Origin of the sequence: Wolbachia pipientis (assembly GCF_001752665.1) — a bacterium.
Taxonomy (GTDB): domain Bacteria; phylum Pseudomonadota; class Alphaproteobacteria; order Rickettsiales; family Anaplasmataceae; genus Wolbachia; species Wolbachia pipientis_A.
This window is the reverse complement of the sequence record NZ_MJMG01000001.1, coordinates 122,013-148,487: the sequence shown is the minus strand read 5'-3', so window position 1 is coordinate 148,487 and position 26,475 is coordinate 122,013. Positions and strand designations below refer to the sequence as shown.

Annotated in this window: 19 protein-coding genes, 1 tRNA gene and 3 pseudogenes (1 of these 23 cut by a window edge); 6 read left to right on the top strand and 17 right to left on the bottom strand. The window is 33.3% G+C overall.

Annotated elements, in window-relative coordinates:
• Positions 1–1,339: 1,339 nt before the first annotated feature.
• The 5 genes and pseudogenes from BIY23_RS00755 to BIY23_RS00735 all read right to left on the bottom strand — a co-directional run.
• Positions 1,340–2,134, bottom strand: a pseudogene (locus BIY23_RS00755) (bifunctional 5,10-methylenetetrahydrofolate dehydrogenase/5,10-methenyltetrahydrofolate cyclohydrolase); the annotation flags it as partial.
• Between the two features lie 5 nt (positions 2,135–2,139).
• Positions 2,140–2,706: a UbiX family flavin prenyltransferase gene (locus BIY23_RS00750; protein WP_070064658.1), complete on the bottom strand. Its 567-nt coding sequence runs from the start codon at positions 2,704–2,706 to the stop codon at positions 2,140–2,142.
• A complete protein-coding gene (locus BIY23_RS00745; protein ID WP_070064657.1) occupies positions 2,696–2,941 on the bottom strand; it encodes a DUF2312 domain-containing protein in 246 nt (81 codons plus the stop codon). Before BIY23_RS00745 ends, BIY23_RS00750 begins: the two co-directional genes overlap by 11 nt.
• Before the next feature lie 11 nt (positions 2,942–2,952).
• Entirely contained in the window at positions 2,953–4,257 is a 1,305-nt protein-coding gene (locus BIY23_RS00740) for an HlyC/CorC family transporter (RefSeq protein ID WP_070064656.1), read from the bottom strand.
• Between the two features lie 9 nt (positions 4,258–4,266).
• On the bottom strand, positions 4,267–5,454 hold the full coding sequence (locus BIY23_RS00735; protein ID WP_070064655.1) for an aspartate aminotransferase family protein: 1,188 nt from the start codon (positions 5,452–5,454) through the stop codon (positions 4,267–4,269).
• A gap of 115 nt (positions 5,455–5,569) precedes the next feature.
• Between BIY23_RS00735 and BIY23_RS00730 the strand changes: the two genes are divergently transcribed.
• Entirely contained in the window at positions 5,570–6,178 is a 609-nt protein-coding gene (locus BIY23_RS00730; protein WP_070064654.1) for a hypothetical protein, read from the top strand.
• A 56-nt stretch (positions 6,179–6,234) separates the two neighbouring features.
• Here BIY23_RS00730 and BIY23_RS00725 read toward each other — a convergent pair whose 3' ends face one another.
• From BIY23_RS00725 to purN, 4 genes are all read right to left on the bottom strand, one after another.
• Entirely contained in the window at positions 6,235–6,498 is a 264-nt protein-coding gene (locus tag BIY23_RS00725; protein WP_070064845.1) for a SemiSWEET family sugar transporter, read from the bottom strand.
• An 87-nt stretch (positions 6,499–6,585) separates the two neighbouring features.
• On the bottom strand, positions 6,586–10,611 hold the full coding sequence (locus tag BIY23_RS00720) for a hypothetical protein (RefSeq protein WP_070064653.1): 4,026 nt from the start codon (positions 10,609–10,611) through the stop codon (positions 6,586–6,588).
• 119 nt (positions 10,612–10,730) lie between these two features.
• Positions 10,731–11,696, bottom strand: coding sequence for a hypothetical protein (locus tag BIY23_RS00715; RefSeq protein ID WP_070064844.1), 966 nt, complete (start codon positions 11,694–11,696; stop codon positions 10,731–10,733).
• Positions 11,687–12,262: a phosphoribosylglycinamide formyltransferase gene (purN, locus tag BIY23_RS00710; RefSeq protein WP_070064652.1), complete on the bottom strand. Its 576-nt coding sequence runs from the start codon at positions 12,260–12,262 to the stop codon at positions 11,687–11,689. The genes BIY23_RS00715 and purN overlap by 10 nt, the downstream gene beginning before the upstream one ends.
• Before the next feature lie 88 nt (positions 12,263–12,350).
• On the opposite strand from purN, the gene ppa reads away from it, so the two are divergent.
• The 3 genes from ppa to BIY23_RS05630 all read left to right on the top strand — a co-directional run bounded on the left by ppa (position 12,351) and on the right by BIY23_RS05630 (position 13,416).
• Positions 12,351–12,875 carry an inorganic diphosphatase gene (gene ppa, locus BIY23_RS00705; RefSeq protein ID WP_070064843.1) on the top strand — a complete coding sequence of 175 codons (525 nt, stop codon included), beginning with the start codon at positions 12,351–12,353 and terminating at the stop codon, positions 12,873–12,875.
• 24 nt (positions 12,876–12,899) lie between these two features.
• Positions 12,900–12,992: transfer RNA gene (locus BIY23_RS00700), tRNA-Ser, on the top strand.
• Between the two features lie 238 nt (positions 12,993–13,230).
• On the top strand, positions 13,231–13,416 hold the full coding sequence (locus BIY23_RS05630; protein WP_390903693.1) for a hypothetical protein: 186 nt from the start codon (positions 13,231–13,233) through the stop codon (positions 13,414–13,416).
• A 339-nt stretch (positions 13,417–13,755) separates the two neighbouring features.
• Here BIY23_RS05630 and BIY23_RS00690 read toward each other — a convergent pair whose 3' ends face one another.
• Together BIY23_RS00690 and BIY23_RS00685 are read right to left on the bottom strand one after the other, a co-directional pair.
• Positions 13,756–15,660 (bottom strand): hypothetical protein, encoded by a 1,905-nt coding sequence (locus tag BIY23_RS00690; RefSeq protein WP_070064650.1) that lies wholly within the window; start codon positions 15,658–15,660, stop codon positions 13,756–13,758.
• Between the two features lie 11 nt (positions 15,661–15,671).
• Positions 15,672–15,941 (bottom strand): hypothetical protein, encoded by a 270-nt coding sequence (locus tag BIY23_RS00685; RefSeq protein ID WP_070064649.1) that lies wholly within the window; start codon positions 15,939–15,941, stop codon positions 15,672–15,674.
• 416 nt (positions 15,942–16,357) lie between these two features.
• Between BIY23_RS00685 and BIY23_RS04810 the strand changes: the two are divergent.
• A pseudogene (locus BIY23_RS04810) lies at positions 16,358–17,134 on the top strand (transposase family protein).
• A gap of 285 nt (positions 17,135–17,419) precedes the next feature.
• Here the strand turns inward: BIY23_RS04810 and BIY23_RS00675 are convergent.
• The 5 genes and pseudogenes from BIY23_RS00675 to BIY23_RS00655 form a co-directional block, all read right to left on the bottom strand.
• Positions 17,420–17,997, bottom strand: a pseudogene (locus BIY23_RS00675) (ABC transporter ATP-binding protein); the annotation flags it as partial.
• 268 nt (positions 17,998–18,265) lie between these two features.
• On the bottom strand, positions 18,266–20,062 hold the full coding sequence (locus BIY23_RS00670; RefSeq protein ID WP_070064646.1) for an ankyrin repeat domain-containing protein: 1,797 nt from the start codon (positions 20,060–20,062) through the stop codon (positions 18,266–18,268).
• 838 nt (positions 20,063–20,900) lie between these two features.
• Positions 20,901–22,703 (bottom strand): ABC transporter ATP-binding protein, encoded by a 1,803-nt coding sequence (locus BIY23_RS00665; RefSeq protein ID WP_261722483.1) that lies wholly within the window; start codon positions 22,701–22,703, stop codon positions 20,901–20,903.
• Positions 22,704–23,003: 300 nt separating this feature from the next.
• On the bottom strand, positions 23,004–24,431 hold the full coding sequence (ubiB, locus tag BIY23_RS00660) for a 2-polyprenylphenol 6-hydroxylase (RefSeq protein WP_070064645.1): 1,428 nt from the start codon (positions 24,429–24,431) through the stop codon (positions 23,004–23,006).
• The gene (locus BIY23_RS00655) at positions 24,428–25,129 is read right to left on the bottom strand and encodes a metal ABC transporter ATP-binding protein (RefSeq protein ID WP_070064644.1); all 702 of its coding nucleotides are present in this window, start codon (positions 25,127–25,129) and stop codon (positions 24,428–24,430) included. Before BIY23_RS00655 ends, ubiB begins: the two co-directional genes overlap by 4 nt.
• Here BIY23_RS00655 and BIY23_RS00650 point away from each other — a divergent pair.
• Complete coding sequence (locus BIY23_RS00650; protein ID WP_070064643.1) at positions 25,121–25,984, top strand: zinc ABC transporter substrate-binding protein; 864 nt, start codon at positions 25,121–25,123, stop codon at positions 25,982–25,984. The two genes, BIY23_RS00655 and BIY23_RS00650, sit on opposite strands and share 9 nt — an antisense overlap.
• 7 nt (positions 25,985–25,991) lie before the next feature.
• On the opposite strand, the gene ftsY is transcribed toward BIY23_RS00650, so the two are convergent.
• Positions 25,992–26,475, bottom strand: the 3' portion of a protein-coding gene (gene ftsY, locus BIY23_RS00645; protein WP_070064642.1) for a signal recognition particle-docking protein FtsY. It continues 413 nt past the right edge of the window; the window shows 484 of its 897 coding nt (coding positions 414–897); its start codon lies beyond the right edge, outside the window; it ends in the stop codon at positions 25,992–25,994.

The following is a 26,475-nucleotide window of genomic DNA, read 5'->3' as shown; positions in this document are numbered from 1 at the left end:
GTTTGGACAATCGGATGCATATTCGCTTCAGTGAACGGTTCCAACATTGCAACACAATTTGCATATATAATTGTATGTTTTTCTCTCTTTTCCTATTTGAAAAATCCCATTTCCAAATCTAATATTTCTATTTTTTGGTAAATTGGCCAAAATAGAGGGTGGTGTAATAATATGGATGACAATTTATTTGGCACAACGTTTTCTTGTCCATAGCCTGTACCATGGGATTTTAAGCATATGTCAGCAAGTTAAATTTATGCTCAATTATAGAGCTTTTGATTAGCCTTTGTGATAAAAAGTGATTTTATTTTTTCCAAAATAAATATTTTGCCAAATAAAATTCATTTACAAATTAAATTGCCCTGGTATATTTTTTATTTGTTAAACTGAAATCATTATTTCATGATTCCGTCAATTAAGAGGTAATAAAATTTTTTTAAATTTCAGTCAGACCAGGAAACCTTAACTCGTATGGTTGCGTATTTTGTCGCTTTATTGCCTGTTTGCGTGCTGGTTGCAATCCAAAAGACAAGTGTGGCTCAACATTCTGCAAAACAGGCAATACCTGCAATCCTTATCGCAACTTTAATTATTCGGCACATGGGAATGAAAGACTGCAGGCAAATGTATGGTTTTTCTCTCTTAAAACGAAAATTTTATGACTTCCAAAAATCGTTTTAATTTTAGAAAAAGCTTAATACAGCCCTAGGCATTTGTTAACATAAGATTTAACCTGCATAAACTAGTCTAATCGATTTAAAAATGAATTTATACTTTGATTTAAACAATAAAAGTGAAAGTCTATATGCCTAAGTTCACAGGCCTAAGTTTCAGCCCAATATCAGCTTAACTTTGCACTTACTTGTTAGAATATAAGAATACCATTAGATTAGTTATTTTGTTCAATAGACATTTTCAGTTTGTTAATTATTCCTCCGGCTAAAATTGGTTTTAAAACTTATTAGTAGATGGGGTCAGCCAGCCTAAATTTCAAAATATTAATCAAGATCCCAAATAATATTCAAAATCATTTTTAAAGTAATTTTAGAACCAAAATTGAATAATAAATAAATTTTTGTTTTATATTTACAATTAACTTTTTTGAGAATGATTCCATTCCCGAGGCGCGGTATCCGTTATTACAATCATCATCAAGTGCAACCGGACCAGATACAATAATACCATTTATTCGACCTGCTGGATGCCAAAGGGGGCATGTGTGAGTTTTATTTTATGCAATAATTTATAAATTATATAAATTCGAAATCTGAATGGGCATCATACAAAATAAAACGTCTCCCTTGCAGGAGAAGATAGGAGGTCTAGTCTATCAAGGTGACCCTTTTGTGCCTCCCTCTGGAGTAATGGCACTTGCTTTTGTTTTAACTGCTTCGAAATCAACATCACCTACTAACCTAGTATCTCCTTCTCTACTATTTATACCAACATCAATTACTATTGCGCCATTTTTTATCCAACCTGATTGCACAAAATGTGCTTTTCCAACAGCTGCTACTACTATATCTGCATTAGAACAATAATAAGCTAAATCTTTACTTCTTGAATGCAGTATAGTCACTGTACAATTTTCTTGTAATAATAAATGAAACATAGGTTTACCAACTATATTTGACCTACCGATTACTACTGCATCTTTACCAGCAATACTCTGCTCTATTGTTTTAATTAAATATAAAGCTCCTTGAGGAGTACATGGTATCAGGCAATTCTTCTCACCTTTTACTAATTTACCAACATTTTCATCATGAAAACCATCAACATCCTTTATTACATTTATTACATTGATAATCCTATTTGTATTCATATGATTTGGTAAAGGTAGTTGCACCAAAATTCCATTAACAGAACTGTCACTATTGAGTTTATGTATTATTTGAACTATTTCATCTTCAGATATATCACTTGGTAGTGAAATTGTCTCAGAGCTTATCCCTATAGATTCAGCTTTTTTTTGTTTATTGCGCACATATACCTTACTTGCAGGATTTTTTCCAACTAAAATTACCTTTAGACAAGGAAAAACACTATACCTCTTCTTCAGATATTTAACGTTTTCTGATAAGCTGTAACATAAACTATCCGCAATACCTTTACCATCTATAATCTTTACCATTTTATCTATAATCCCTGCCATTCATTAAAATAAGCAGCTTTAATATCAAATAAATCTAGTACTTTACCGACAGAGTGGTTAATTATATCATCCAACGCATGTGGCCTATTATAAAATGCAGGCACTGGAGGAGCAATAATTGCTCCCATCTCTGTTAATTTTAACATATTACGTAAATGTCCAAGATGTAAAGGTGTTTCTCTTACCATTAAAACTAATTTTCTTCTTTCTTTAAGTGTGACATCTGCTGCTCTGCTTAATAAACTAGAGGTCACGCCAGATGCAATTTCAGACATTGTTTTCATAGAACATGGAGCAACAACCATGCCTAAAGTTTTAAATGAACCACTTGCTATTTTTGCACCTATCTCTGCTTCAGAATAATAAACGTCAGCATATAATATTATCTCTTCAATTGTCTTAGAGGTTTCATGAAACAATGTCACTTTACCAGCATTACTGATTACCAGATGAGTTTCATAACTTAGGTTTTTTAACGTCTCCAAAATACGTACACCATAGATAGCACCAGAAGCACCACTTATACCAACAACAAGCCTATTACTCTTCACAACTCATTCCTAATGCACGTTTGTAAATATCAAGCAAAGTTTCCTGTTCTTCTCTATCTTCGTCATCCATTTTTCTCAGCTTCACTATCTGCCGTATAATCTTTGCATCAAAACCTCCAGATGCTGCTCTCGCATATATGTCACGAATATGCTCTTGTATATCTTTTTTCTCCTGTTCCAGTTTCTCAATTCTTTCAATGTAACTCTTTAACTCTTGAGCTGTGGTATCTTCCATAAAATTCCTAATTAATTATTATCAATAGTATTATTACTTTTTGTTTGCACTTCAACAAGGGTAATAATATTTTTCTCCTTCTCTAAAATTTTAAAATAAAAACCATACATATAAAACTCTTCATTTTCATCTGGAATACGTTCTATATCATTAATTATCATTCCAGCAAGTGTTGTTGCGTCTTCACTTGGTAAATTCCAGGATAATTGCCTATTAATATCTCTTATAGTAGCAGCACCACTTATCTGATATACGTTATCAGATATTCGCTTAACAAGATTATCTGTAGCTAAATCATGCTCATCAAAAATATCTCCAACTATCTCTTCTAATATATCCTCTAGAGTCACAATCCCTTGTAATGCACCATATTCATCAATCACAAATGCTAGATGTTTTTTGTTCTTACGAAAGTTATGAAGTTGTATACTGAGTAACGTACTTTCGGGTATAAACCATGGTTTTGACATAATGGTTGTAAGATCAATTTTATCACTTTGTTTACGAAGAGAATTTGTTTTGATTTGTATTATACCTTCCTCACGTAAGGAATTTATAAGATCCTTCATATGAATTACACCTACAATATTTTCTGGCTCATCACTCCACAAGGGAATTCTACTACGGTTACTAGTTAAAATACTCTTGACTAGATCTTCTTTGCTTTGATTTATATCTAGCGAAAATAAGTTCTTTCTATGTGTCATAATTTGTGATATTTCCGTTTCAGCTAAATCTAATATGCTATTTAACATATCCAAATCTTGCTGTAACATGGTACCTTCACTGCGATGTAGAGCTATCATATTACGCATTGCATCTGATGCAGATATTATTTCTTTGTTTTTATGCAAACCACAAACCTTAAGGATAAAACTAACCATAAATTGTATCCCTATTGTCAATGGAGAAAGCACTTTGACAAAAAATCTTAATAGGTAAACAAATGATAAAGCAACTTTTTCAGGATTCTGAATAGCATAAGTCTTGGGCAAAGCTTCACAAAATAATAACACACAGAACGTCATAATCACTGCAGAAATGACAATCCCTTCATTACCAAAAAATCTTATAAATATTGCTGTAGATAAAGCAGAACAAGTAATATTAATAATCGTATTGCCAAGTAGAACAGTACCTATAGTTAACTCTTTCTTATTTAATAAATCATCTATTAATTTTGCTCTCTTGTTACCAGTTAATTTTAGCTGATTGATATAAGAACGACTAATTGAGGTCAAACTTGTTTCTGCACCTGAGAAAAACAATGATAAGGATAACAAGATAAAAATTACTAATATTAATAACAAGTCCATTAAAAGCTGTTATAAAAAACAACGTGTATTACTTTGAGAGAATAAATCATGTAGAATATCACATGCAGTATCTACATGTCCATTTTCAATAGTCAGTGGAGGTGTAATTCTGATAACCTTATTACCTAGAACTTGAGTTAAAATCAACCCTTCACTTAAGCATTGTGCAACAACCTGATTAGCCACAGGAGTTCTTAGTTCTACCCCAATTAATAACCCTTCGCCACGCACTTCTACAATCTTCTCCGGAATTTTGAGACTTAAGTATAGCAATTTCTCTCTTAAATATCTACTAACTTGCTTCACATGATCAAAAAAACCCTTTTGCAAGATTATATCTAATACTGCATTACAGACCACCATAGCAAGTGGATTACCACCATAAGTTGAACCATGAGTTCCTGGAGTAATAACTTCTGCTATACTGTTTCTTACAAGGCAGCCAGCAATAGGAAACCCATTACCCATAGCTTTTGCACAAGTTAATATATCAGGCTCAATACCTATATTTTGANAATAGAAGAGAGATCCAGTCCGTCCAAAACCAGATTGTACTTCATCAAAGCATAAAATTATGCCTTGATCTCTGGTAATCTCTCTAATTTGTTTTAGATACTCTACGTCTAATGTATACACTCCCCCTTCACTCTGTATAGGCTCTAAAAATACTGCTGCTGTTTCACCACTAATCTTCTCTTTTAATGCTTGAATGTCATTTTTTGGAACCATATCAAATCCTGCAAGCAAAGGAGCAAAACCTTCACGTGATTTTGTGTTTCCACCTGCAGAAATCGCAGCAATACTACGACCATGAAATCCACCTTCAATTGTAATAATACGATTACGTTTATTTTGTTCCTTTACATAAAAATAACGACGAATAAATTTTATAGCAGCTTCCGTTGCTTCAAGCCCACTAGAACAAAAAAAGACTTTATCGGCAAAAGTTAAATTGGTCAAACGTGAAGCTAGCAATTCTTGTTGAGGTATAGTAAAAATGTTAGAGCAGTGCCATAATAAATGCAATTGTTCTTTGACCTTTTCCACAATATATGGATGACAATGTCCTAAAGAAGTCGTTGCAATACCAGATGCAAAATCCAAATATTTTTTGCCATTTTGATCAAAAAGATAAACCCCTTCTCCTTTCACAATAAAAATACCATGCCTATTATAGGCATTGACAATATGGCTCATCTTTAATCTTAAATAAGACTCCTTATTATAACTAACAACATAGAATTAAAATATATAATTTTTATTAACATTTACTGTTATAACTTTAATACTTAATTATTAATAGTTAGGGAGTATGATGCTAAGCACACTAATAGAAACTTTACCAGAGGCAGCAGTTGCCAATCCTATAGAAGTTGATTTAGGTAATGAGGATGGAGAATATTCTATAGCAGAAGAAACTTCTAATGAATCCATCTCCTGTTCACGTTATACATTGAAACCGCTTGCTTATACTACCAAATATGGGGCTAAGGCATTATCTGTAACAACCATGATAGCTTCATGTACACTTATTTTGACTTCTTATGCTATTGCTGATATGTCATATCTTCCACGTGGCATGGCACGTGTAACTGAAACAATTAGAGGAGAAAATAATGAAGTTGATACTTTTTGTCATATTTGTCATAATTCACTTAATAGTGCTTCGAGTATTACTTATTATATGTCTTATATACATAATGTACCTGGAAGAATTCTAAAAGAAATATATTTTATATCAGACAAAGCAGATTCACTTCTCACTCCTGAGACAATAGATAATGGCTGTATGAAAGTAGATTCTTATGTACATCAACTGTGTAACACAATAGCTATGCAAAACAGACCTAGCAGCAGATTACGTGGAGCGACACATGTAGGAAGTAGCATCACAAATCATCATTTTCTACCTACTGCTTAAGATGTGCTGCACAACCTATGTGTTGTGTATTTTACAAGACCAAGGCAAGGGCAATGTTATGCATCATCATAGTAAAGCTTCTGTATAACAAGCACTATGTTAGCTATCAGCCCAACAATACTACTACACATAACAAACATTGAATGTTGATAAACACTATAGACAATCCAAGATGAAGAGCAAACAATACCATTTACCAACATCAACATGGATATAGCAGAGGTAGATTTAGTGATATATGCTTTATATATCTGAGGCAACAATCCAACAAGGGACGTAGCTAAAGCAATGTAACCAAAAAACTCACCAATACTTAACACATCTATGTCTCCATATCTCAAACATATGTTTTGTAGCACAGGAGACTATTAATGTCAATACTTATATCCCACAATACGTTTACAATGCTACATCATATGCTGCGTACTGCCATACTGTTTGGTACCGTATACGTTTGATAATACTGATTGAGGAACTTCTTTATCTTCTCTGTGTTCTTCAATCATTGCCAATGTTTCCGTCCTACGTTCTGGTGATGCAACGTTTGCCGAAACATTACTACTCTCTTGTAATAGAATGCTATATGATTTTACCGTTTCATGGCAACGACCTAACATTACCGTCATATACCTGTATTGCAGTTCTCCTGTGTTAATATTCCATAAATAAGAGGATAGATCATCATCATGCGCTAAATAAGAGGATAGTTTATCTCTCATCTTATCTACATTCTCTATATTATCAGAGACCTTGCTTAATATCTGGAAATGGCTTTCCAGTATTTTGTATATATTATTATCACTTACCTTCTTATCTTTCATATCTTTTAATAAATTACCTAAATAGTCCTTTATATAACCTATGTTACTTCTTAATGTTACTATATCTCCTTCATTGAAATCAATCTTAACACTATAGGCTTCTTCCAGCATACTTGCTAACTGCTCAAAATATCCTCGTATTCCATTATCTTTTCCTGTATTAGTTTTTAACTCTATATGTCTTAATAGCTTCTCCTTCTCTTCTCCTTCCTGATCATCAGAAATATACTGTTCTGTATTTCCCCCGATTACCTCTTGCCCATTTTTCTCATTTGATAATTCTTTTGATGGTAATACTTCACTTTGGGGGATTACTCTCTCTTCACTGAAGGGTTCTTGATTATAAGGTATCTTTTGAGTTGGTACATTTCTTACTTCCTCTTCTGCTTCCTCTCCAGTCAATGTGGGATATATCTCTTTTAGATTTTTTCTAATCTGATCAAGTTGAGCTGTGATTGCATTACCATCTTCCAGGGATTGTGCATTAAGCTTATGTATATCTGAATCAAAAAACTGTCCTCTCACCTCACGAAGTAATGTGTCAGGATCTTTAGTGCCTGTTATCATTTGTGATGTAGCACTATTAAAATGTTTTTCTGCTTTATCCAGAGCCGTGTCTAGACCGGTTACAAGCTTAGGTATGTTTTTTTGAAGCGCTTCCACTTCTATATATACTGCGTGCACTTTTCTCAGCGATTCACCTTTTTTCTTCTTCATTTCTTGCACTTCCTTGAATAGATCATTCCTTTCTTCTGTTAAAGAACTGTTTTTCTGCATTAGTTCACTTATCTCCTTTATCTTGTCAGCAATCCTCTTTTTATCTTCAGTGCATTGTGTATCGTGTTCCTCTAATGCCTTATTTCTGCTTGCTAATAGTTCTTTTAATTTTTCATCCTTTGTAGAGAGTTTTTTCTCTTGAACCTTCATCTGCATAGTTAATTCATCAATGTACGACTCCTGCTCTTCACTTTTTTCCTCGTAACATTGTTTTATTGACTCAATTTCTAACGTTAAGTCCATAACTTCTTTAGAAAGTTTATCCTTCTTATCTATCAGCTCAGCTTCTTTCCTACAGAACCTTTCTTCCAATGCATAAATTTTTTGTATATACACCTCCACTGCACTCTGTAAAACCTCAGTCTCAGAAGCCATGCGTACTTCTGCAAGCTCAGCAGAAAGTGTTTTAATTCTCTGTTTGAGCTCTCCAACATTCTTTTTTAACGCTTGATTCTCTTCTTCAATATCCTTGTATTTAGCTTTTAATTGTTGATACTTCTGTTGCAATGCTTGATATTCCCCATGTAAGTCTTCATATTTCTTGCGCAATTCTTCCTGTTCTCGACTTTGCAATACAATCTTTTCTCCTGCTGCAATCAGTTGTTGCTGCAATTCTAGATTAATACTGTGTGCATCTTCCTTGTCTTTACGGAGTACTTCACATTCTGCTCTCAGAGCTTCAACCAAAGCTGTTTCTCGTGCAAGTTGTTTGCGGAACCCTTCTGCATCTTTATCACACTGATCCCTAAGCTCAGTAGCTTCTTTCTCCAACTGATCTCGTTCCTCGTTGGCTTTATACAACTCCTGTTCTGCATAATGGAGCTTGAGTGCTAACTCTTGCTTTTCTGCTTTATCTGCAGTGTTCTGGTTTCCAAGCTCTTTGACTTTTCTCCGCAACTGATCACCTGCTTTCTCTATTCTATCTATTGTATTACGCGACTCCTGAGACTGATTTTCTAACGCTTTATTTATACTATTTTTCTCTCTCTCCAACTTCTGATTTTGGTCTCTTAAAGATTTATTTTCATTCTCTAGATCTTTTGCCTTCCCTGATTGATCAATAAGTGCGCTCATAGTATCACATTGAACTTCTTGATCTCTAGTACTAACTCTAGTAAATTGTGGATCATGCTTCATATCCTCCAATCTATATTCAGGTTTATCTGCGTCTTTTCCCACAAATTCATCTTCTTCGTTAAATAACTGAGTGTCATCATCATTAAAATCAGAAGTGTAATCTACTGATTGCTGACTGAAATTCATAAAATACTGCTCAGAATCAGGATCAGAAGATTCATAACCCTCTTCATCTGATTCATAACCCTTTTCATCTGAATTGTTATTATGCAACATATGATCTGTGTTTAATAAATTATATACATTATTTATTAAACAATCAGCTTGCTCTTCATTTGGTCTTTGAAAATTGGATATTGCATGTCTTTTTTCAAAATTTCTACTATAGCTTTCTTCATTGAATTTGTCACCTAAAACAGGTTTGTTCGTTTGACCCACTAACTGACCTCTACGACTATGATTCCACTCGTCATCATCTTCATAAACCTCTTCACTCAGATCTGATGAGTGATCTTTCTCTTCATCTTGAGATTCATCATATGTACTATCATTATCCCACAATAATTGTTCTTCTTCATTATCAAATTCACTATTAGCTTGAACATCAGACATCTCATCTACATTTTGAGATTCATCATATGTACTATCATTATCCCACAATAATTGTTCTTCTTCATTATCAAATTCACTATTAGCTTGAACATCAGACATCTCATCTACATTACTTATGTGGCTAGGTGTTGTGTAAGACACTGCTTTCTTATCAGCTCGCTGCTCTTCTTGTTGATTAACTTCTGCTTTATTGGCCTTTCCCTTTTCTTTCTTTCCTTTTTTGATAGCTTCAAGTAATGATAAGTTTTTACCAGTCGATGGACATTTGAATGATATATCGCGAAACTGACCTACCAAATCCTCTATATGCTTATTGTCATCCAATAAAGTCTTTATATCTACACTTTCTAAATTTTCATTCAAATCATCACTAAAGCCTTTACCAAAACTAATCACTTCAATTCCATCGCTTTCCATATTGATTGTAATTGTATATTCCGTTCCAGAAATATAACAAGTACAGTCCATATCAAAATTTCCATGTTTTATCGAGTAGTTTCTCTTACCAGAAACATAAGACACATAAACAGCATCATCAAAAATCGAGAGCGTATTGATCATTTCTTTTTTTAATATATCACTTCCTAAAAGCTCGGCGTAGTGACTTATTGGTACTTCTTTGTCTGCTTTGTTAAAACCGATAAATAGGCAACAGCCACGTATTGAAATATCTTTCTCAGAAACATCTTCTATACACGATTTCTTTTCAAGGCTCTTAAACTTTTTAATTCCTTTGTATATTTTCTTAACATATTTCTCTTTTTTATCAGCATACTTCGTAATATCTTCTTTATAATTAGAGTTACACGTTATATGCTCACTTGCCCCACGTTTTATCAAGAATTTTTTCATTTGCTCTAAAGCACTAGAACTTAATTTCCTTTCACTTGCTAATAAATATTTTGATATACAGTTCATATCTTCTGCACTATGTATATCACCATTACTTAGTAAGCGTTTCATTTCCTCCTTTGTTTTTTCTTTATCAATGATGGATTTAAACAATGATTTAAACTTATCCTCTATACTTTTTTCTTTTATATTCTTTTGTGTTTTATGTTTTTTAAAACCTACTTCTTTTCTACTACTTGATTGTCTATATTTTCTTGTAGCTCGTGAACTACTATTAGATGTACCTAGTACCATTTTAACCTCCTATTAACTATATTAATTAAGGTACACATATATTAATTTAAAGTCAAATCATTATATTAACTTTATTAAAAAAGTATAATCGTACTACCAGATTGGTATTTACAGTATAACTAAAAGCTTAGTTTCAATCCAGCCAAAAAAACATATCCTGCTGGTTCTTTTGTATTAAACCTTACAATATCAAAATAATATGAACTATTCATCACTAGAGGACGCTCTAAACTGATAGCATGTGCTGATAGTTTATCCTCTCCATGGCTTGTAAAATAAGTTAAACTTAATTTATTAGACTCAGAATGATATGCGATGCCTGCATTCACATAATATAAATTACGCTCATTAATATTTCCACATGAAAAAATACCACTTAGCTTAGAATATTTTATATGTAACCCACCATACCAATGTTTTATATTTTCACTGTGCCAAGGAAATTCACCAGTAATAGCAGTAGAAACAGTCATGTTATCAGTTAAACTAACTGTATAAGTAAGACCACCTCCTATAAGTTTTCTATCATTCTCATAACTCAATCCAAGCTGAAAGTTCTTTGTTTCCGGAGAAATATAGCTGATTACTTTCCATGACTCTAATTTCAAATAGCTTCCAGGTTTTGCGATAACATCAGGTAAATTCACATAGCTTGTCCAATCGCTATTGATTCCACCAGCAGCAACATTAAATTTTGAAGTGCTAATTAACATACTTTGACTAACTAAGGGTCTTTTACCATATTCAAATGATCCAAATTTTTGGTTCTTAAGAATAAAATATCCTTCTTTCATCTTTATTTTCTCCATTTTTTCTAAAATATCAGATCTTAAGATATCAGCAGCTTCCACTTTAAAGCCAATTTGGGCATGCTCTATAATACGTTGCAAACAGAGACACTTTACACTTGAATTGATCGATAATCTATCTTTAGAATCACCCTTATTGTTAAAAGGGTAATTAAACTTTAAATTAAATTTTCCATTTAATTCAATGTATGTACTCTGCTTATCAAGCAGCACCATAGAATAAGCACTATTTTGTAACAAACAGATTAAAATTATAGAATAATACCTTAATTGCATAATTTTACTTTGGCTATTAATTTTATAGCTTCCACATAACATTTATGTTCTACAAATAAGATTCTTTCTGAAAGAGTATGTAGGTCGTCATCTGGAAATACTGGTACAGAATATTGAAGAATTGTAGATCCAGAATCAATCTCAGGAGTAACATAATGAACGGTACAACCTGTCATATTTACCCCAGCTTTCAACGCTTGTTCTTGTGCGTTAAGACCTTTAAAAGCTGGAAGTAATGAAGGATGAATATTAATAACTCGATTTTTCCATTTTTCTAAAAAATCAGCTTTTAAAATCCTCATGAATCCTGCCAAACAAACCAAATCAACTCTATATTTAACCAGTATGGCATGAATTCTACAAATATCGAGCGGCTTATCTGCAACAACAATTGTTGGTATTTTTTCATTTTCAGCAAATCTTAAACCAGCAGCGCAACTATTATTTGTAAGCACACATGATACTTTTGCTGGGAAATCCTGATCTTTACATGCTTGCACTAAGGCCTGCATATTTGATCCCCTACCTGAAATTAATATCCCTAATCTAATTTTTTTATCATGCATTTTTCGAGTAGAAATTTTAAAGTATCTATTATATAATTTTCATTATTAACTATATAGGTATTATATGGCTTTCAATGAAAATGAACTAATAGATTTAAGTAAAATACCAGCAGGAAATGACCTACCATATGAAGTAAATGTAATTATTGAAATAAGTGCTTATGAAAATGTCAAATATGAATATCATAAAGAGTATGGCATATTAAGCGTCGACAGGTTTTTACATACCTCAATGGGTTATCCTTGTAATTACGGATTTATACCACATACTTACGCTGATGACGGTGATCCCGTAGATGTACTAGTGCTAACTCAATTTCCACTAACACGACCTTCTTTAATATCTGTACGTCCAATAGGTGCATTAAATACATCAGATGAAAAAGGGCAAGATGAAAAAATACTATCTGTACCTGTTTCTAATGTTGATAGCTATTATGATAACATAAAAAATTATTCTGACTTATCTCAAAATCTATTAGATAAAATTGTTCACTTTTTTTCACACTACAAAGATTTAGAAAAAGGAAAAGCAGTAACAGTTGGAAACTGGATGAATGCAAAAAAAGCACAAGAAATTATCAAAAAATCTCATTTTACTAAAAAGTGTTAGACAGTATAATTTAAATTACTTTCTGGAAGGGTGGCCGAGAGGCTGAAGGCGGCGGTTTGCTAAACCGTTATACGATTAAAAGTCGTATCGAGGGTTCGAATCCCTCTCCTTCCGCCAGTTTATAACGCTCGAACTTTTGGATGTAAATTTCTAAATTATTAAACCACCATCTGAACCACAGTTTTCATAAGCTCTAGTGCTTTTTATAGTATAGCGTATTTCATAATAGTTCGAATAGGTCATAAAAAAACAGAGTCAATAGCTTGCTGAAAAGATTTGAACAGAGCTTTTGCGAAATGTTTATAGTTTGATAACTTATAGCCCTTTCCTCAATAGCTCGAAGATGACTAAATGTGTGTTTAGGAGGGTTAGATGCCAGCAGCATATAATAAGGAAGAAAGCAATGGAAGCTTTAGATGAAGGAAAAAATAGAGAGATGGTAGCACAGAAGTTTAAAATAGGAAAAGCTACTTTTTTGATCTATTCAAACTATTATGAAATACGCTATAATGAGATGGTGGACGTGGAAAAATTTATATAGAATAATCGTTATTTTTTAGCCAATTCACCAAATTTTTACATAAAACATTACCACAATTTGGAACAAGCAAGGCCAATCAAGAGATCTTCTACATAATATTACCCACAAGATCTCCCTAAATAAATAAGGCTTTTTGATTTATTTAAAGATCTTTTTAATTCATTAAAATAAACTAAACAAGGCAATTATTTACTTTATAACATAGGCCAAGCTGCTCCTTGTATTGAAAAATAAAGGAGCTAAATCTATTTTTTACTTACAGCGCTCTACTGGATTAATGAGACAATCTTAATAGTCACAAAAAATTACCTATTCAATCACTATTATTATGAATAGAATCTATCTTTTTAAAGATGCAGGATTGGGTGATGTTTCCTCTACGGATAATGTTCCCCCTAACTCAGGGCCGGGTAATGTTCCCTCTAACTGTAGATATTTTACTTGTACTTTAAAGAATAGTTCATCTATCTCTGAATCTTTTTTTTGCATTTCGGGGAATATTTTTTTTAAGTTTGGATATTGTTCTTGCATTTCAGAAAATATTCTCATTAACACTGAATTTTTTAATACTGCTTCTAGGAAGCTTTTCACTACCTTTAGATCCCGTATTTTCATTACCTCTGGATATGCTTGTATTTTGGCAAATATTTTCCCTACTTTACTCGTCCCATCTCGTGTTGACATTATGCAGAACTTTTTCACTAACTCTGAATTTTTTAATGCTGTTTTGAAATACGTTTTCTCGAACTCTGGTCTTAATACTGTTTCAAGGTACGTTTGCACTAACTCTGAATTTTCTACTGCTCTTTTGAAGTATATTTCCGCGAACTTTGGATATTGTTTTAGCGTCTTATAGCACATTTCCTTTATGAACCCTTTCGCTATCTCTAGATCTAGTATTTCTATTTCTAAGAATATTTCCGCTGCTAAATTTTCTATTAACATTTCGTAAATCATGTACCTATACTTTGAATTTTGTGTGAGTATTTCTACCCAAGTTTCGTCAGAGATATTAGGATATTCTGGATATTGAATCAGTATTTTTACCCAAGATTTGTCAGAGATATAATGTTTAAGAAACTCTGAATATTTTTTTTGTCTGTACTGGTTGATTAACTTTGGATTTTGTTTCACCATTTCGATGAACGCTTTGCGGAGCACCATTACATCTGGATGTATTTCTTCCATTACGAGTATTGTTTCCCCTTCTTTTTCCTCTATATCTTGCATCGACATTATCTTGAAGCTTTCCACTAACTTTGGTACTGTTTTAAAATACGTTTTCTCTAACTCTGGTATTAATACTGTTTCGAGGTATGTTTTCATAAATTTTAGATTTCCTGTTACTTTTTTGGAGTACATTTCCGCTAACTCTGGATATAGTTCTTTCGTTTTTAAAAACATTTTTATTATGAATCTTTTCGCTATCTCTAGATCTAGTATTTCTATTTCTAAGAACATATTCTCTGGCTTTGAATTTTCTAATAGCATTTCGTAAATTGTTTCCCTATGCTTTAAATTGCTCCCAAATATGTTTATCCAAACTTTGTCAGAGATATTAGGAAACTCTGGACATGCTTCGTCAATGTCAAGCAACAGGTCACTTAAATTTTCATTCGCTATTTCGCTTAAATTTATATCCGACATTTTACTGAAAGTTAGATTTTGTTTCAGAACTTTGACGAACGCTTCGCGAATAGCCATTACATTTATATACTCGATCTCTCTCTTTTCTTGCGTTTCAAGGTTCGTTTCAAGGCTTCGATTTTTTTCTAAATTTGCAGTAATGTTTTTAACAAATCTCTCTTGACTTTGCCTTTCTAAAAACATTTTCGCTACCTTTGGATTTTGTAATAGCATTTCGCAAATCATGTTTTTATTATCTAGATCTTGTGTCAGTATTTTTACCCAAGCTTCGTCAGAGATATTAGGGAACCCTGGATATCGTTCTTGAATGTTAGTGGACTCTTTGATTAAATCTGGATTCTGTTTCGCCGTTTCAAGGAACACTTTTAGGGCTGATATTACATACCGTGTAGGTATATCGTTCTTTTTTTGCACTTCAATGCTCGTTTTATCAAGCTTTAGAACTTGCTTTAGCTCTGTAACAAGTGCATTAATAAATCCCCCTGGAGTTTGCTCTACCACTTTAGCAAACATGCTCCAAAATGCTAGATCTTCTTCTTGCGTTTTAACGCTTGCTTTCTCGAGTCCTAAATTTTCTTCTGCTGTTTTGGAGGTCAATGCGAGGGGCTCTAGATTTTGTTCTGGCGCTTTAGCAAATGCCTTAAAAAATTCGCTGGATTTTGCTTTTTCGCTTTAGCCAACTGCCCCAAAAATCCTAGATCTTCTTTTTGCCTTTTAACGCTTGCTTTGTCGAATCCTAAATTTTCTTTTGGTGCTTTAGAGGTCGATGCGATGAGCTCTAGATTTTGTTCTGGCGCTTTAGCAACCTCTCCTAATAATTTTTGATCTTTTTTAGTATCGGTGCTTACTTTGTAGAACTTTGAATATGTACGCTTCATTATATAATACCTCAAGTTTAATGATAATAGTATGAGATTACAGTTGCTTTAAAGATATAACATAACCATATTATATTAATATGGTTATTGACTTTTTATATAAAAGTCAATGTAATTATATTTAAAAAGTTCTTTACTTTGGCTATACAGTATTACTAATACAGAGCTTATTGTATAGATAAATGTAAAATAGAATAAGCGTTATGATAATTTAATCGTTTCATATCGAAAACCCGGAAACTTAAAGCTAGAAGAAGGTAGGCCCTCTGCTAAATATATAAAAAAGGCAAAAAACAGAAAAATGAGTGTCATACCAAGACAATTCATAACCCATGTAAAGTAACTGAACCTATAGCTAGGTCTTTAACTTACGCCGTCTACCAAAAAGTCCTGTTGTATTTAGACCATTAACAGAGCTGTGTATAGCATCATTTTATGAATTAATGAATAAAGTTCGTCCAGCCTTAGAAGCTTTAGAGCGGTCTAAGAAATCTCATGGCCGAAATAGCCATCTTGCTACGTTAGAGGATAAAGTATGATCTCTATGAATAGTTTATCGTACGACCATTACACACGCTTTTATAGGTTATTTATTTAATTGACATCATTCCAATGTGTGTCGTTTATTTAAGAAGCTGGAACCGTTTTTAGCCCGTAAAGTGAGCATTAAAAAAGAGACGTATGACGAGCCAACCAGTGCTAAAACTTTTGGCCGATGTCACAGAACAACCTATTCAACGCCCAAAATCAAGATAAAAACGTAAACAGGCTTATTCCGGTAAGAAAAAAACCACTACCTTTAAAACTGCAATAGTGATAGAAGCGAATGGGCGTAGTCATTCTATTTCTCGTTCACATAGAGGTCGAATACATGATTTTAAAATACGTAAACAAGAACGCTTGCTTCCTGGAAAGACTATCCAATACGCTGACTCGGGTTATCAAGGTTGGCAGAAAATTCAAAACCATGTCATGATTCCTTATAAAAGCTATGAAAATCGACCTCTAACAAGCACTGAAAAAATTACAATCATCAACACGCTTCCTTTAGAATACGCGTAGAGCATAAAATCCGTCAAATAAAACTATTTAAGAGTCTATCCAATATCTATCGTAACTTTCAAAAGAAATATCATTTAAGGTTCAATATTATTGCCGGTATCGTTAATTTAAAATATGGGTTTGCTCAATAACTAAACAAAAATAGATACTCATACTGTACCCTAACCATTTAATCATGGATATGATTGTTTTTTCATTTCGCAGAAAGTCTATAAAACATTACCACAATTTGGAACAAGCAAGGCAATCAAGAGATCTTCTGCGAAACAGAAAATTATTGCAAAAGCATAAAAATGTGTCTTTTTGATAAAATTTTTCTTGTTTTAAAAGCTATCCAATCTAACAGTTTTTTTTCTCCCCACCAGAAAATCTTCTGAGCATTAATTTAAACTTTTTGAAAAAGTCTACTGAAGATTTCATGCCTTATCCTCCATTCTTTCATCGCCCAAAAAGCCACCAACTTGGGCATCCCACAAACTTTTGTAAAGTCCAGCTTTGGCTAGCAACTCATCATGGGTACCATCTTCTATAATCTTGCCTTTGTCAAAAACAAGGATGCGGTCCATATGCAGCAGAGTCGATAAGCGATGGGCGATGACGATTGTGGTTTTGTTTTGCATCAACTCCCATAAGGATTCTTGGATCAGGCTTTCCGTAACAGAATCAAGTTGGCTGGTGGCCTCATCAAGAATAAGAATTGGTGCGTTTTTCAAAATGGCACGCGCAATAGCAATACGCTGTCTTTGTCCACCAGAAAGTTTTAAACCTCGCTCACCAACCAGCGAATTATATCCTTGTGGCAACTTCTCTATAAACTCATGGGCATGTGCTTTTTTAGCAGCATCAATTACTTCCTCATCAGTTGCATCAATGCGACCATAGTTGCATCAATGCGACCATAACGGATATTTTCCATCAAGCTTCTATGAAATAGCGATGGATCTTGGGGGATCATGGCGATATTTTCTCGCAAACTATCTTGAGTAACGCTTTCTTTTCTAGTTACAGCTTTGTTCAAGGCGCNTTTTTTNATNANTTTNCATTATTGCGCTATTNCTANNTACGAACGTGAANAAATACGCTTAGGCCACATGACTGAAGGGGCACCTCTTTCTAATTGGTACGAATACGAATACGGATACGTANAGGCNACACNNCTGAACGGATACTTTCAAAGACGAAGAGTAAGTTCAAACAGGCTGATTTTCTACTACCTTTCAGACTGAAATTTTCTAGCTACAGCTTTGTTCAAGGCGCTTTTTTTATGAATAAGGTATATCTATTTTCATTGGTATCGTGTAATTTATATCAGCCTCTCTTTCAATCAATAGTTTAGCTATATCCCATTTCCCACGAGTAGCAGCCCATCCTAATAAAGGTATAGTTCTTTCTCTTCCCTCTATTTTTGCCCCTCTTTCAATCAATAGTTTAACTATATCCCATTGCCCACAATCAGCAGCAAATCTTAATAAAGGCGTAAAGTAGTTATCATTAACTCCTTTTTCAATCAATAGTTTAACTATATCCCATTGCTTATGACCAGCAGCCCATACATATAAAGATATAGTTCCTTCTTTTCCCTCTGTTTTTATTGGCATCAAGCAATTTATATCAGCCCCTCTTTCAATCAATAGTTTAACTATATCCCATTGCCTATGCTGAGCAGCCCATCTTAATAAAGGCATAGTTCCTTCTTTTCTCTCTATTCTTATTGGTATCACGCAATCTATATAAGTAACTCCTCTTTCAATCAATAGTTTAACTATATCCCATTGCCTATGCTGAGCAGCCCATCCTAATAAAGGCATATCTATATGTCTCTTATCTATTATCATTGGTATCACGCAATCTATATAAGTAACTCTTCTTTCAATCAATAGTTTAGCTATATCCCATTGCTCACGAGCAGCAGCCCATCCTAATAAGGGTATAGTTCTTTCTCTTCCATTTACTGTTATTAGTATTATTGGTATCACGCAACTTATATAAGTAGCTCTTCTTTCCATCAATAGTTTAACTATATCCCACCGCTCACAAAAAGTAACCCATCCTAATAAAGGTATAGTTCTATATCTTCCACCTATTTCCACTGTTATCATGGAATTTATATCAGCCTTCCTTTCAATCAATAGTTTAACTATATCCCATTGCCTATGACCAGCAGCCCATTCTAATAAAGATATAGTTCTTTCTCTTCCCTCTACTGTTATTGGTATCATGCAATTTATATCAGTAGCTCCTTTTTCAATCAATAGTTTAGCTATATCCCACCGCTTACAAAGAGCAACCCATCCTAATAAAGGTATAGTTCTTTCTCTTCCACCTATTTTCACCACTGTTATCATGAAATTTATATCAGCCTTCCTTTCAATCAATAGTTTAACTATATCCCATTGCCCACGAGCAGCAGCCCATCCTAATAAAGGCATATCTGTATCTCTCTCATCTCTTATTATTGGTCTTATTATTGGTATCACGCAATTTATATCAGCTCCTCTTTCAATCAATTGTCTAACTATATCAAGATGACCATAATAAACAGCATAGAATAAGGCTGTACCATTAGCGTCTGTAATGTCTACCTGAATGTTCTTGCTATGGAGCAATATTTGTACGATTCTCTTATGTCCATTCTCAGCAGCTAGGTGTAAAGGCGTTTTATTATTATTCGTTAATGCATTTACATCAGCATACCAATCTAATAATTCCGCTACGATTTCTAAATGATCCCTAACAACCGCATGGTGCAGAGCAGTCCAGCCATCTGTATCTGATTCATATACGCTAGCACCACTATTTAGCAATCGTTTGATATCACCTAAAACATCATCATTAACAGTACTATTAACAATTACACCATATAGGGTATTTCGTTCGGTATTTCGTTCATTTATTACTGTATTGGTCATGCTAATCTTCTTGGCATGCACTTTATTTTCGTTATCCTGAGCTGCATGATGCATAACTTTGTTACAACCGGTTAAAGTTAATAACCCGTACGATATAAACCATATTATTTTTTTCTGTAGCATTTCTTTTTTTGTAGCATTTCTCTTCATTTTAATTTTAATACGCTTTTCCTTGCACTATGATGTAACTTGTTCAACTACTGTAAAATTCCCATTTCAAGTAGTGATACCTCTATGGACACTATCTAGTAAAGATTATCTCCCTTGTCCTTTCAGGTGTGCATAATTATTTGCGTTGCAAGTTAAGGAACTTACTAGAATTATCATAATGCAGCTAAGGACAGTCATGTAGATAGGGGGCAGTGTATCCGTTCAGCCGCGTGGCCCATGCGTATCCATGTTACCTATTAGAAATAGTGCAATAATGCAAGATCATAAAAACGCGCCTTGAACAAAGCGAGGCCGTTGCAATAGAAAAATCGCAACGTATTTTTTATAGAAATCTAGATGTAAATTGTACATTTTTGTACGTTCACAGCACTAAAATATTATTTTTTATGTACTTTTAAAGACTTTTTAGTAATGGTTAGGTAGACGCTTGTTTCTTTTATTAAATTTTTGTTTCCTATTGCAATGGTCTCAGATTGTAACCCGGTTTTTGATCCTTAGCCTTCTATTTGCTATTGCTACGCTAATAACCTTAAAAATCGGATGGCTAAACTAAAAATGATATATGCTGAGGCCGTTGCAATAGAAAACAAATACATTAAAAACATTTCTGCCACGTAGGTGAACGGACAATGGCGTCAACTTAAGGCAATTCATGATTAACCTACCCTCCTATTCTACTTGGTTATCAATAACAGCTAAACCTTAAGTTGACGCCATTGGGTGAACGGATACAGCCAACCTAACAGTTTTTTGTACCCCCGCCAGAAAATCTTCTGAGCATTAATTTAAACTTTTTAAAAAAGGTCTACTGAAGATTTTATGCCTCATCCTCCATTCTTTCATCGCCCAAAAAGCCACCAACTTGGGCATCCCACAAACTTTTATAAAGTCCAGCTTTGGCTAGCAACCCATCATGGGTACCATCTTCTATAATCTTGCCTTTGTCAAAAACAAGTATGCGGTCCATATGCAGCAGAGTCGATAAACGATGGGCGATGACGATTGTGGTTTTGTTTTGCATTAACTCCCATAAGGACGCTTGGATCAGGCTTTCCGTAACAGAATCAAGTTGGCTGGTGGCCTCATCAAGAATAAGAATTGGTGCGTTTTTTAAAATGGCACGCGCAATAGCAATACGCTGTCTTTGTCCACCAGAAAGTTTTATACCTCGCTCACCAACCAGCGAATTATATCCTTGTAGCAACTTCTCTATAAACGCATGGGCATGTGCTTTTTTAGCAGCATCAATTACTTCCTCATCAGTTGCATCCATGCGACCATAACGGATATTTTCCATCAAACTTCTATGAAATAGCGATGGATCTTGGGGGATCATGGCGATATTTTCTCGCAAACTATCTTGAGTAACGTCCCTGATACTCTGTCCATCAATCAAAATAGCACCATCTATTACATCATAAAGCCTAAGTATCAAATTTACGAATGTAGATTTCCCACTACCTGAATAGCCTACAAGACCAACTTTCTGACCGGCTTGAATTTCGATAGATTGATTCTGAAAAAGAGGCCCCGTGTCTTTGTAATGAAATTTAACGTTGTCGAAGGCGATTTTGCCGTTTGTGCAATTCAAAGCTATGGCGTTTAGTTTGTCCGAAGGCGTAACCTCGCTTATCTCTAGCAATGCTATTGCTTGATCTACCGCACCCCAGTTAACCATAAAATAATCCCTTAGCTCATGAGAGAGTGTGTATAGAGTATCAATGATGTTGAAATTAGTCATAATAACAAGTGCAAAATCACCAGGACTTATAACACCTTTTTGATACCCAAGAATTAGTGCACTTAAGAAAACTAGAGCATAAAGCGATGTGAGTATGCCTAGAAAGCCATATAACCAAGCATGGTACAAACCTGTTTTTTCAGTTATATCAATAAAAGGCTTTTGTAATTTGAAAAAACGACCTTGTTCAAAAGTTCTAGCTGCAAAAAGCTTCACGCTCATCATATTGCCAAGATAATCTGCAGCGAGCCCGATTATTTTGGATTTTGCCTCGGCGCATTCTTTATTAAGCTGCATGCCTCTCTTCAGGGAAACAAAAATGATAACAAGAAACAATAAAACCCAAATCCCCATACTTAATGCAAAGATTGGCGCAACTGTTGTGAGCAACCCCAATGAAATTAGTATCAATAGAACAAAATACATAAATGAGTTAATAATCACGTAAATAAGAGGTGTCAGGTGTTGAAAAGCATCATTTATTTTCGATGTTAAAGAACCAGAAAGCTGATTTTGAAAAAAGCTATACGGATATTCATATAATTTTGTCATGAAAGTTTCAGCTACATTTAATTTAATTTTCGCTATATATTGTGTTATGCAATAGTCGGCCATCATCCATACACTCACCAACATAAATTGAAGCAAGGCATAGAAAGCAAATACAACCCATAAATTTCCTTGCTTGTGATTTGAGACAATATCAATAAACTGCTTCACTAAAAGCGGCTTGAAGGTATTCACTACCGTGACCAAGCACATAGCTAAAAAGATACCAAAAACATACTTTTTATATGGCCTTATATTTGCAATAATAAATTTAAGTACTCGCATAAACTTACTATCCTCTACAGAATGTTCCAAAAAATTTCCCACCATCAACAGTAATGCATGCGCTCGTTATATTAAGACGAATGTGTGTTTGACGCCAAGCAGTAAAAGTAGCGTCTAAGTTCTGTGGAGCTGCAACAAAACCCAGATGGATAGGACATGATATGCCTTATACGTCTTAAAGTCAACCGTGATCACTTGTCATATGCAATTTCCTAAAATGCTAATAAACGAGTCTAACATGTCCGTTAGGTGTCATATTTCATTATTTTTAGGACAGGGTAACCGCACCTTGATATAGAGAATTAGAAAGAGTAAATTATAAGAAAAATGACAACGAGCCCATATCTATATTAGCGATCTCATAAAAACAACAATAAACATAATGACTATAAAATATGTTGTAATTTTCCATCGCAGTATGTTATTTTGTTTACTGTTCTTTTGGATGTTTTCCAGCTTATAGTCAGCTATTAAATTTAATTTTTCTATAAGAGAAGACAATTCGTGAAATGTTTTGATTGGGTAAGAATTTTCTATTTTTTCTCTATATTTAAACTTGTTTGTGTGTTTGTTTTTCATCCATTTTTCTACCACTTTCCACATATTGATTTCTGGATAGATTTTTCTACATATTCCTTCCACGTGTATCATAGTTTTTTGTAATAACAATAACTGTGTTTGTACTTTCATGTTAAAATCTCTAGTTATTTTTAATAACTGAGAGAGTAAATTGGCAAATGAGATTTTTTGTATAGTTTGACCAATAATTGGCTCACCTATTGCTCTACATGCTGTAACAAAATCTTTATATTGTGGTGAAACATAACCAGCTTTAAAATGGATTTTTGCTACGTAATTATAATCTCTATTTAAAAAACCTTTAAGTATTTCTACAACATAGTAACATGTTTTACGATCTATACGTCCCATAATTCCACAATCTAAAGCAATAATATTGCCATTATTGTCAATCATTAAATTTCCAGGGTGCATATCAGCATGAAAAAAACAGTCTCTATATGCTTGATTACAAAATGATTCTATAAGGTTAATAGCTATTTGTTTATTAGGCTCATTAAATTCGTATATTGGTTTAGCTTCTATCCATTCTAACGTTAAAACCTTTTTTGATGTTCTGCTCCAGTCTACTTCAGGTACATAGAAACCTCTATCACTTATTGTATTTTCTCTTAATTCTGAAGAATGAGCTGCCTCAAAACGTAAATCCAATTCTAGTTGACAAATTTCAGAGAAAGTTTTAACTAATTCTATTGGCTTTAGCCTTTTTGATCGTTTGATAAATTTTTCTAGAATTTCTGCAATCCAAAAAAGCACATTTATATCTCTTGAGAAAATTTTTTCTATATCTGGTCTCAAGATTTTTACAGCTACTTTTTTACCTTCCAAGGTTATTGCTTGGTGAACTTGGGAAATTGAAGCTGCTGCAATTGGTACATTATTAAAACTTGAGAACATTTTACTTAATTTACAGTTAAATTCATTTTCTACTGTTTTAATTGCTATTTTATGTGAAAAAGATGGAAGCCTATCACATATTAGTAGTAAATTATCTGTAATGTCTTTGTTTAATATATCACCACGTGATGAAATTGACTGTCCAAATTTAATAAATACTGGGCCAAGTTTCTCAAGAGCGCGCCTTAATTTTTTGCCTTGTATCTGATTTATTGACTTTTTCGATAGGTAAAATAATATCTTATAACGTAATAATACTATAACTATATATAAAAGACGTGTAATATTTCGAATCATTTCATTGTATAACTACTGAATATCTCATTTAGAGATCTGTTTTTTATTACCTCATTAGGTTTGCCCTGACAGTAAATAGAGTTGTTTATGAATATGATATAATCTGAAGATGGAATAGCAGAATTAATATCATGAGATGTCATTAAAATTGACACTGACTTTTTTTTTGTTATTTCATTTATAATATCGTAAAACTTAGCACGTGCATGTATATCCATTGAACTAACTGGTTCATCTAATATAATTAAGTCAGGATTTTTGATTAAGCAGCGAGCTAATAGTAATAGCTGTGTTTGTCCTGCGGAAATTTCTAGAACTTGATGCTGTAGTATATTACTAATTCCTGTTAACTCTATTACTTCTAAAAAAACAGGTTGGTTCCTTCTTGGTTTCACAATAAAACTATTCAAAAGGAAATATTCAACTGTTATAGGCATCAAGTTACTTATAACAAAATTTTGTGGCATATAGCTAATTTTTACGTTGTTAGCAAATTTAATGTTACCTGTGTAATTTTTATTTATGCCTGTTAGTGCTTTAATTAAAGAGGTTTTTCCACCACCATTTGGCCCAAGTATTGTAATGACATTTCCTTTTTCTATTGATATATTAATATCGTTTAGTACTTTTCTGTTATTGTATTTAAGTGTGAGGTTTTCTATTTTTAATATATTTTTTTGTTTTTTTTCATGAAGCATTGGTTATTCTTTTCCCTACTTGTATTATGTTATAATACTGCTTTTTCAGATAATTTAAAGGTCGTAGCTACAATTAAGCCTATACATTCTCTTGTTTCATCAGTCACAGAAGGAATCCTAGAACCATGTTTAGTTGATTGTGGAGCTACTTCTGTACATGATTATATATTAAAACCATCCAGTGTTAGCAAACTGGAATCAAGTAATATTATATTTTACGTTGATGATAATTTGGAAACTTTTATTAAATCCTTTGGAAAGAATAGAACACTAGTAAAATTATCTGAAGCTGTCAAATTACTTCCTGCACGTCCTCAATTACTTTCACAGAACATAATTAATGAAGAAGATTTACATATTTGGCTTAGTCCTGATAATGCAAAAATTATGATAAATTATATAAGTGCAAAATTATCCGAAATAGATAAAGGAAATTCTGCAAGATATAACTACAATGCGATGAAAGCAACGCTGAAAATAGACCAAGAAATAAAAAAAATTGCAAAAGAATTAGATAATTTAAAGGATAAAAAATATATAGTTACTCATGATGCTTATCAATACTTTGAAAAATATTTTAGTCTTAGTGATCCTAGCGCTATTTTATCGATAGAAGAGGATTCATATATGGGAGTAAGAAGCTTAATTAAATTAAAAAGAATAATAAAAGAAGAAAATATTAAATGTGTGTTCTCAAATTCATTAGAGAATCCTAAAATTTTTTCAAATGATCCAAACATAAAGATTGTAATACTCGATCCTATAGGATTAGATATAGAACCTGGAAAAGATGCATATATAACTATAATAAATAATATTGCCCAAAACTTTAAATCTTGTTTTATTGCTCCATAAGAGGTTTTTACATTATCATTGCTTCAGCAAATTCTCTACTTGTAAACTCTCTAAGGTCCTCTATATCTTCTCCAATTCCTACAGCATAGAGCTTTATTTGATATTCTTGCGCTAGCCCAATGACCACACCACCTTTAGCAGTGCCATCCAATTTTGTTATAATTAAACTTGTAACATTAACCATCTTATTAAATGTTTCTAATTGGCTATATGCATTTTGTCCTACGGTTGCATCAAGAACTAAAATAACATCATGAGGAGCATTATCATCTAGTTTTTTTATGACTTTATACATTTTTGATAGTTCTTCCATTAAATTCGTATTATTTTGTAATCTGCCTGCTGTATCAATAAGCACTACATCAATGTTATCCTTAATGGCTTGCATAATAGCTTTATATGCTACACTTGCAGAGTCAGCGCCATGTTCTCCAATAACAATTTGACAACTAGAACGTTCAGCCCAAACCTTTAATTGTTCGCCAGCAGCA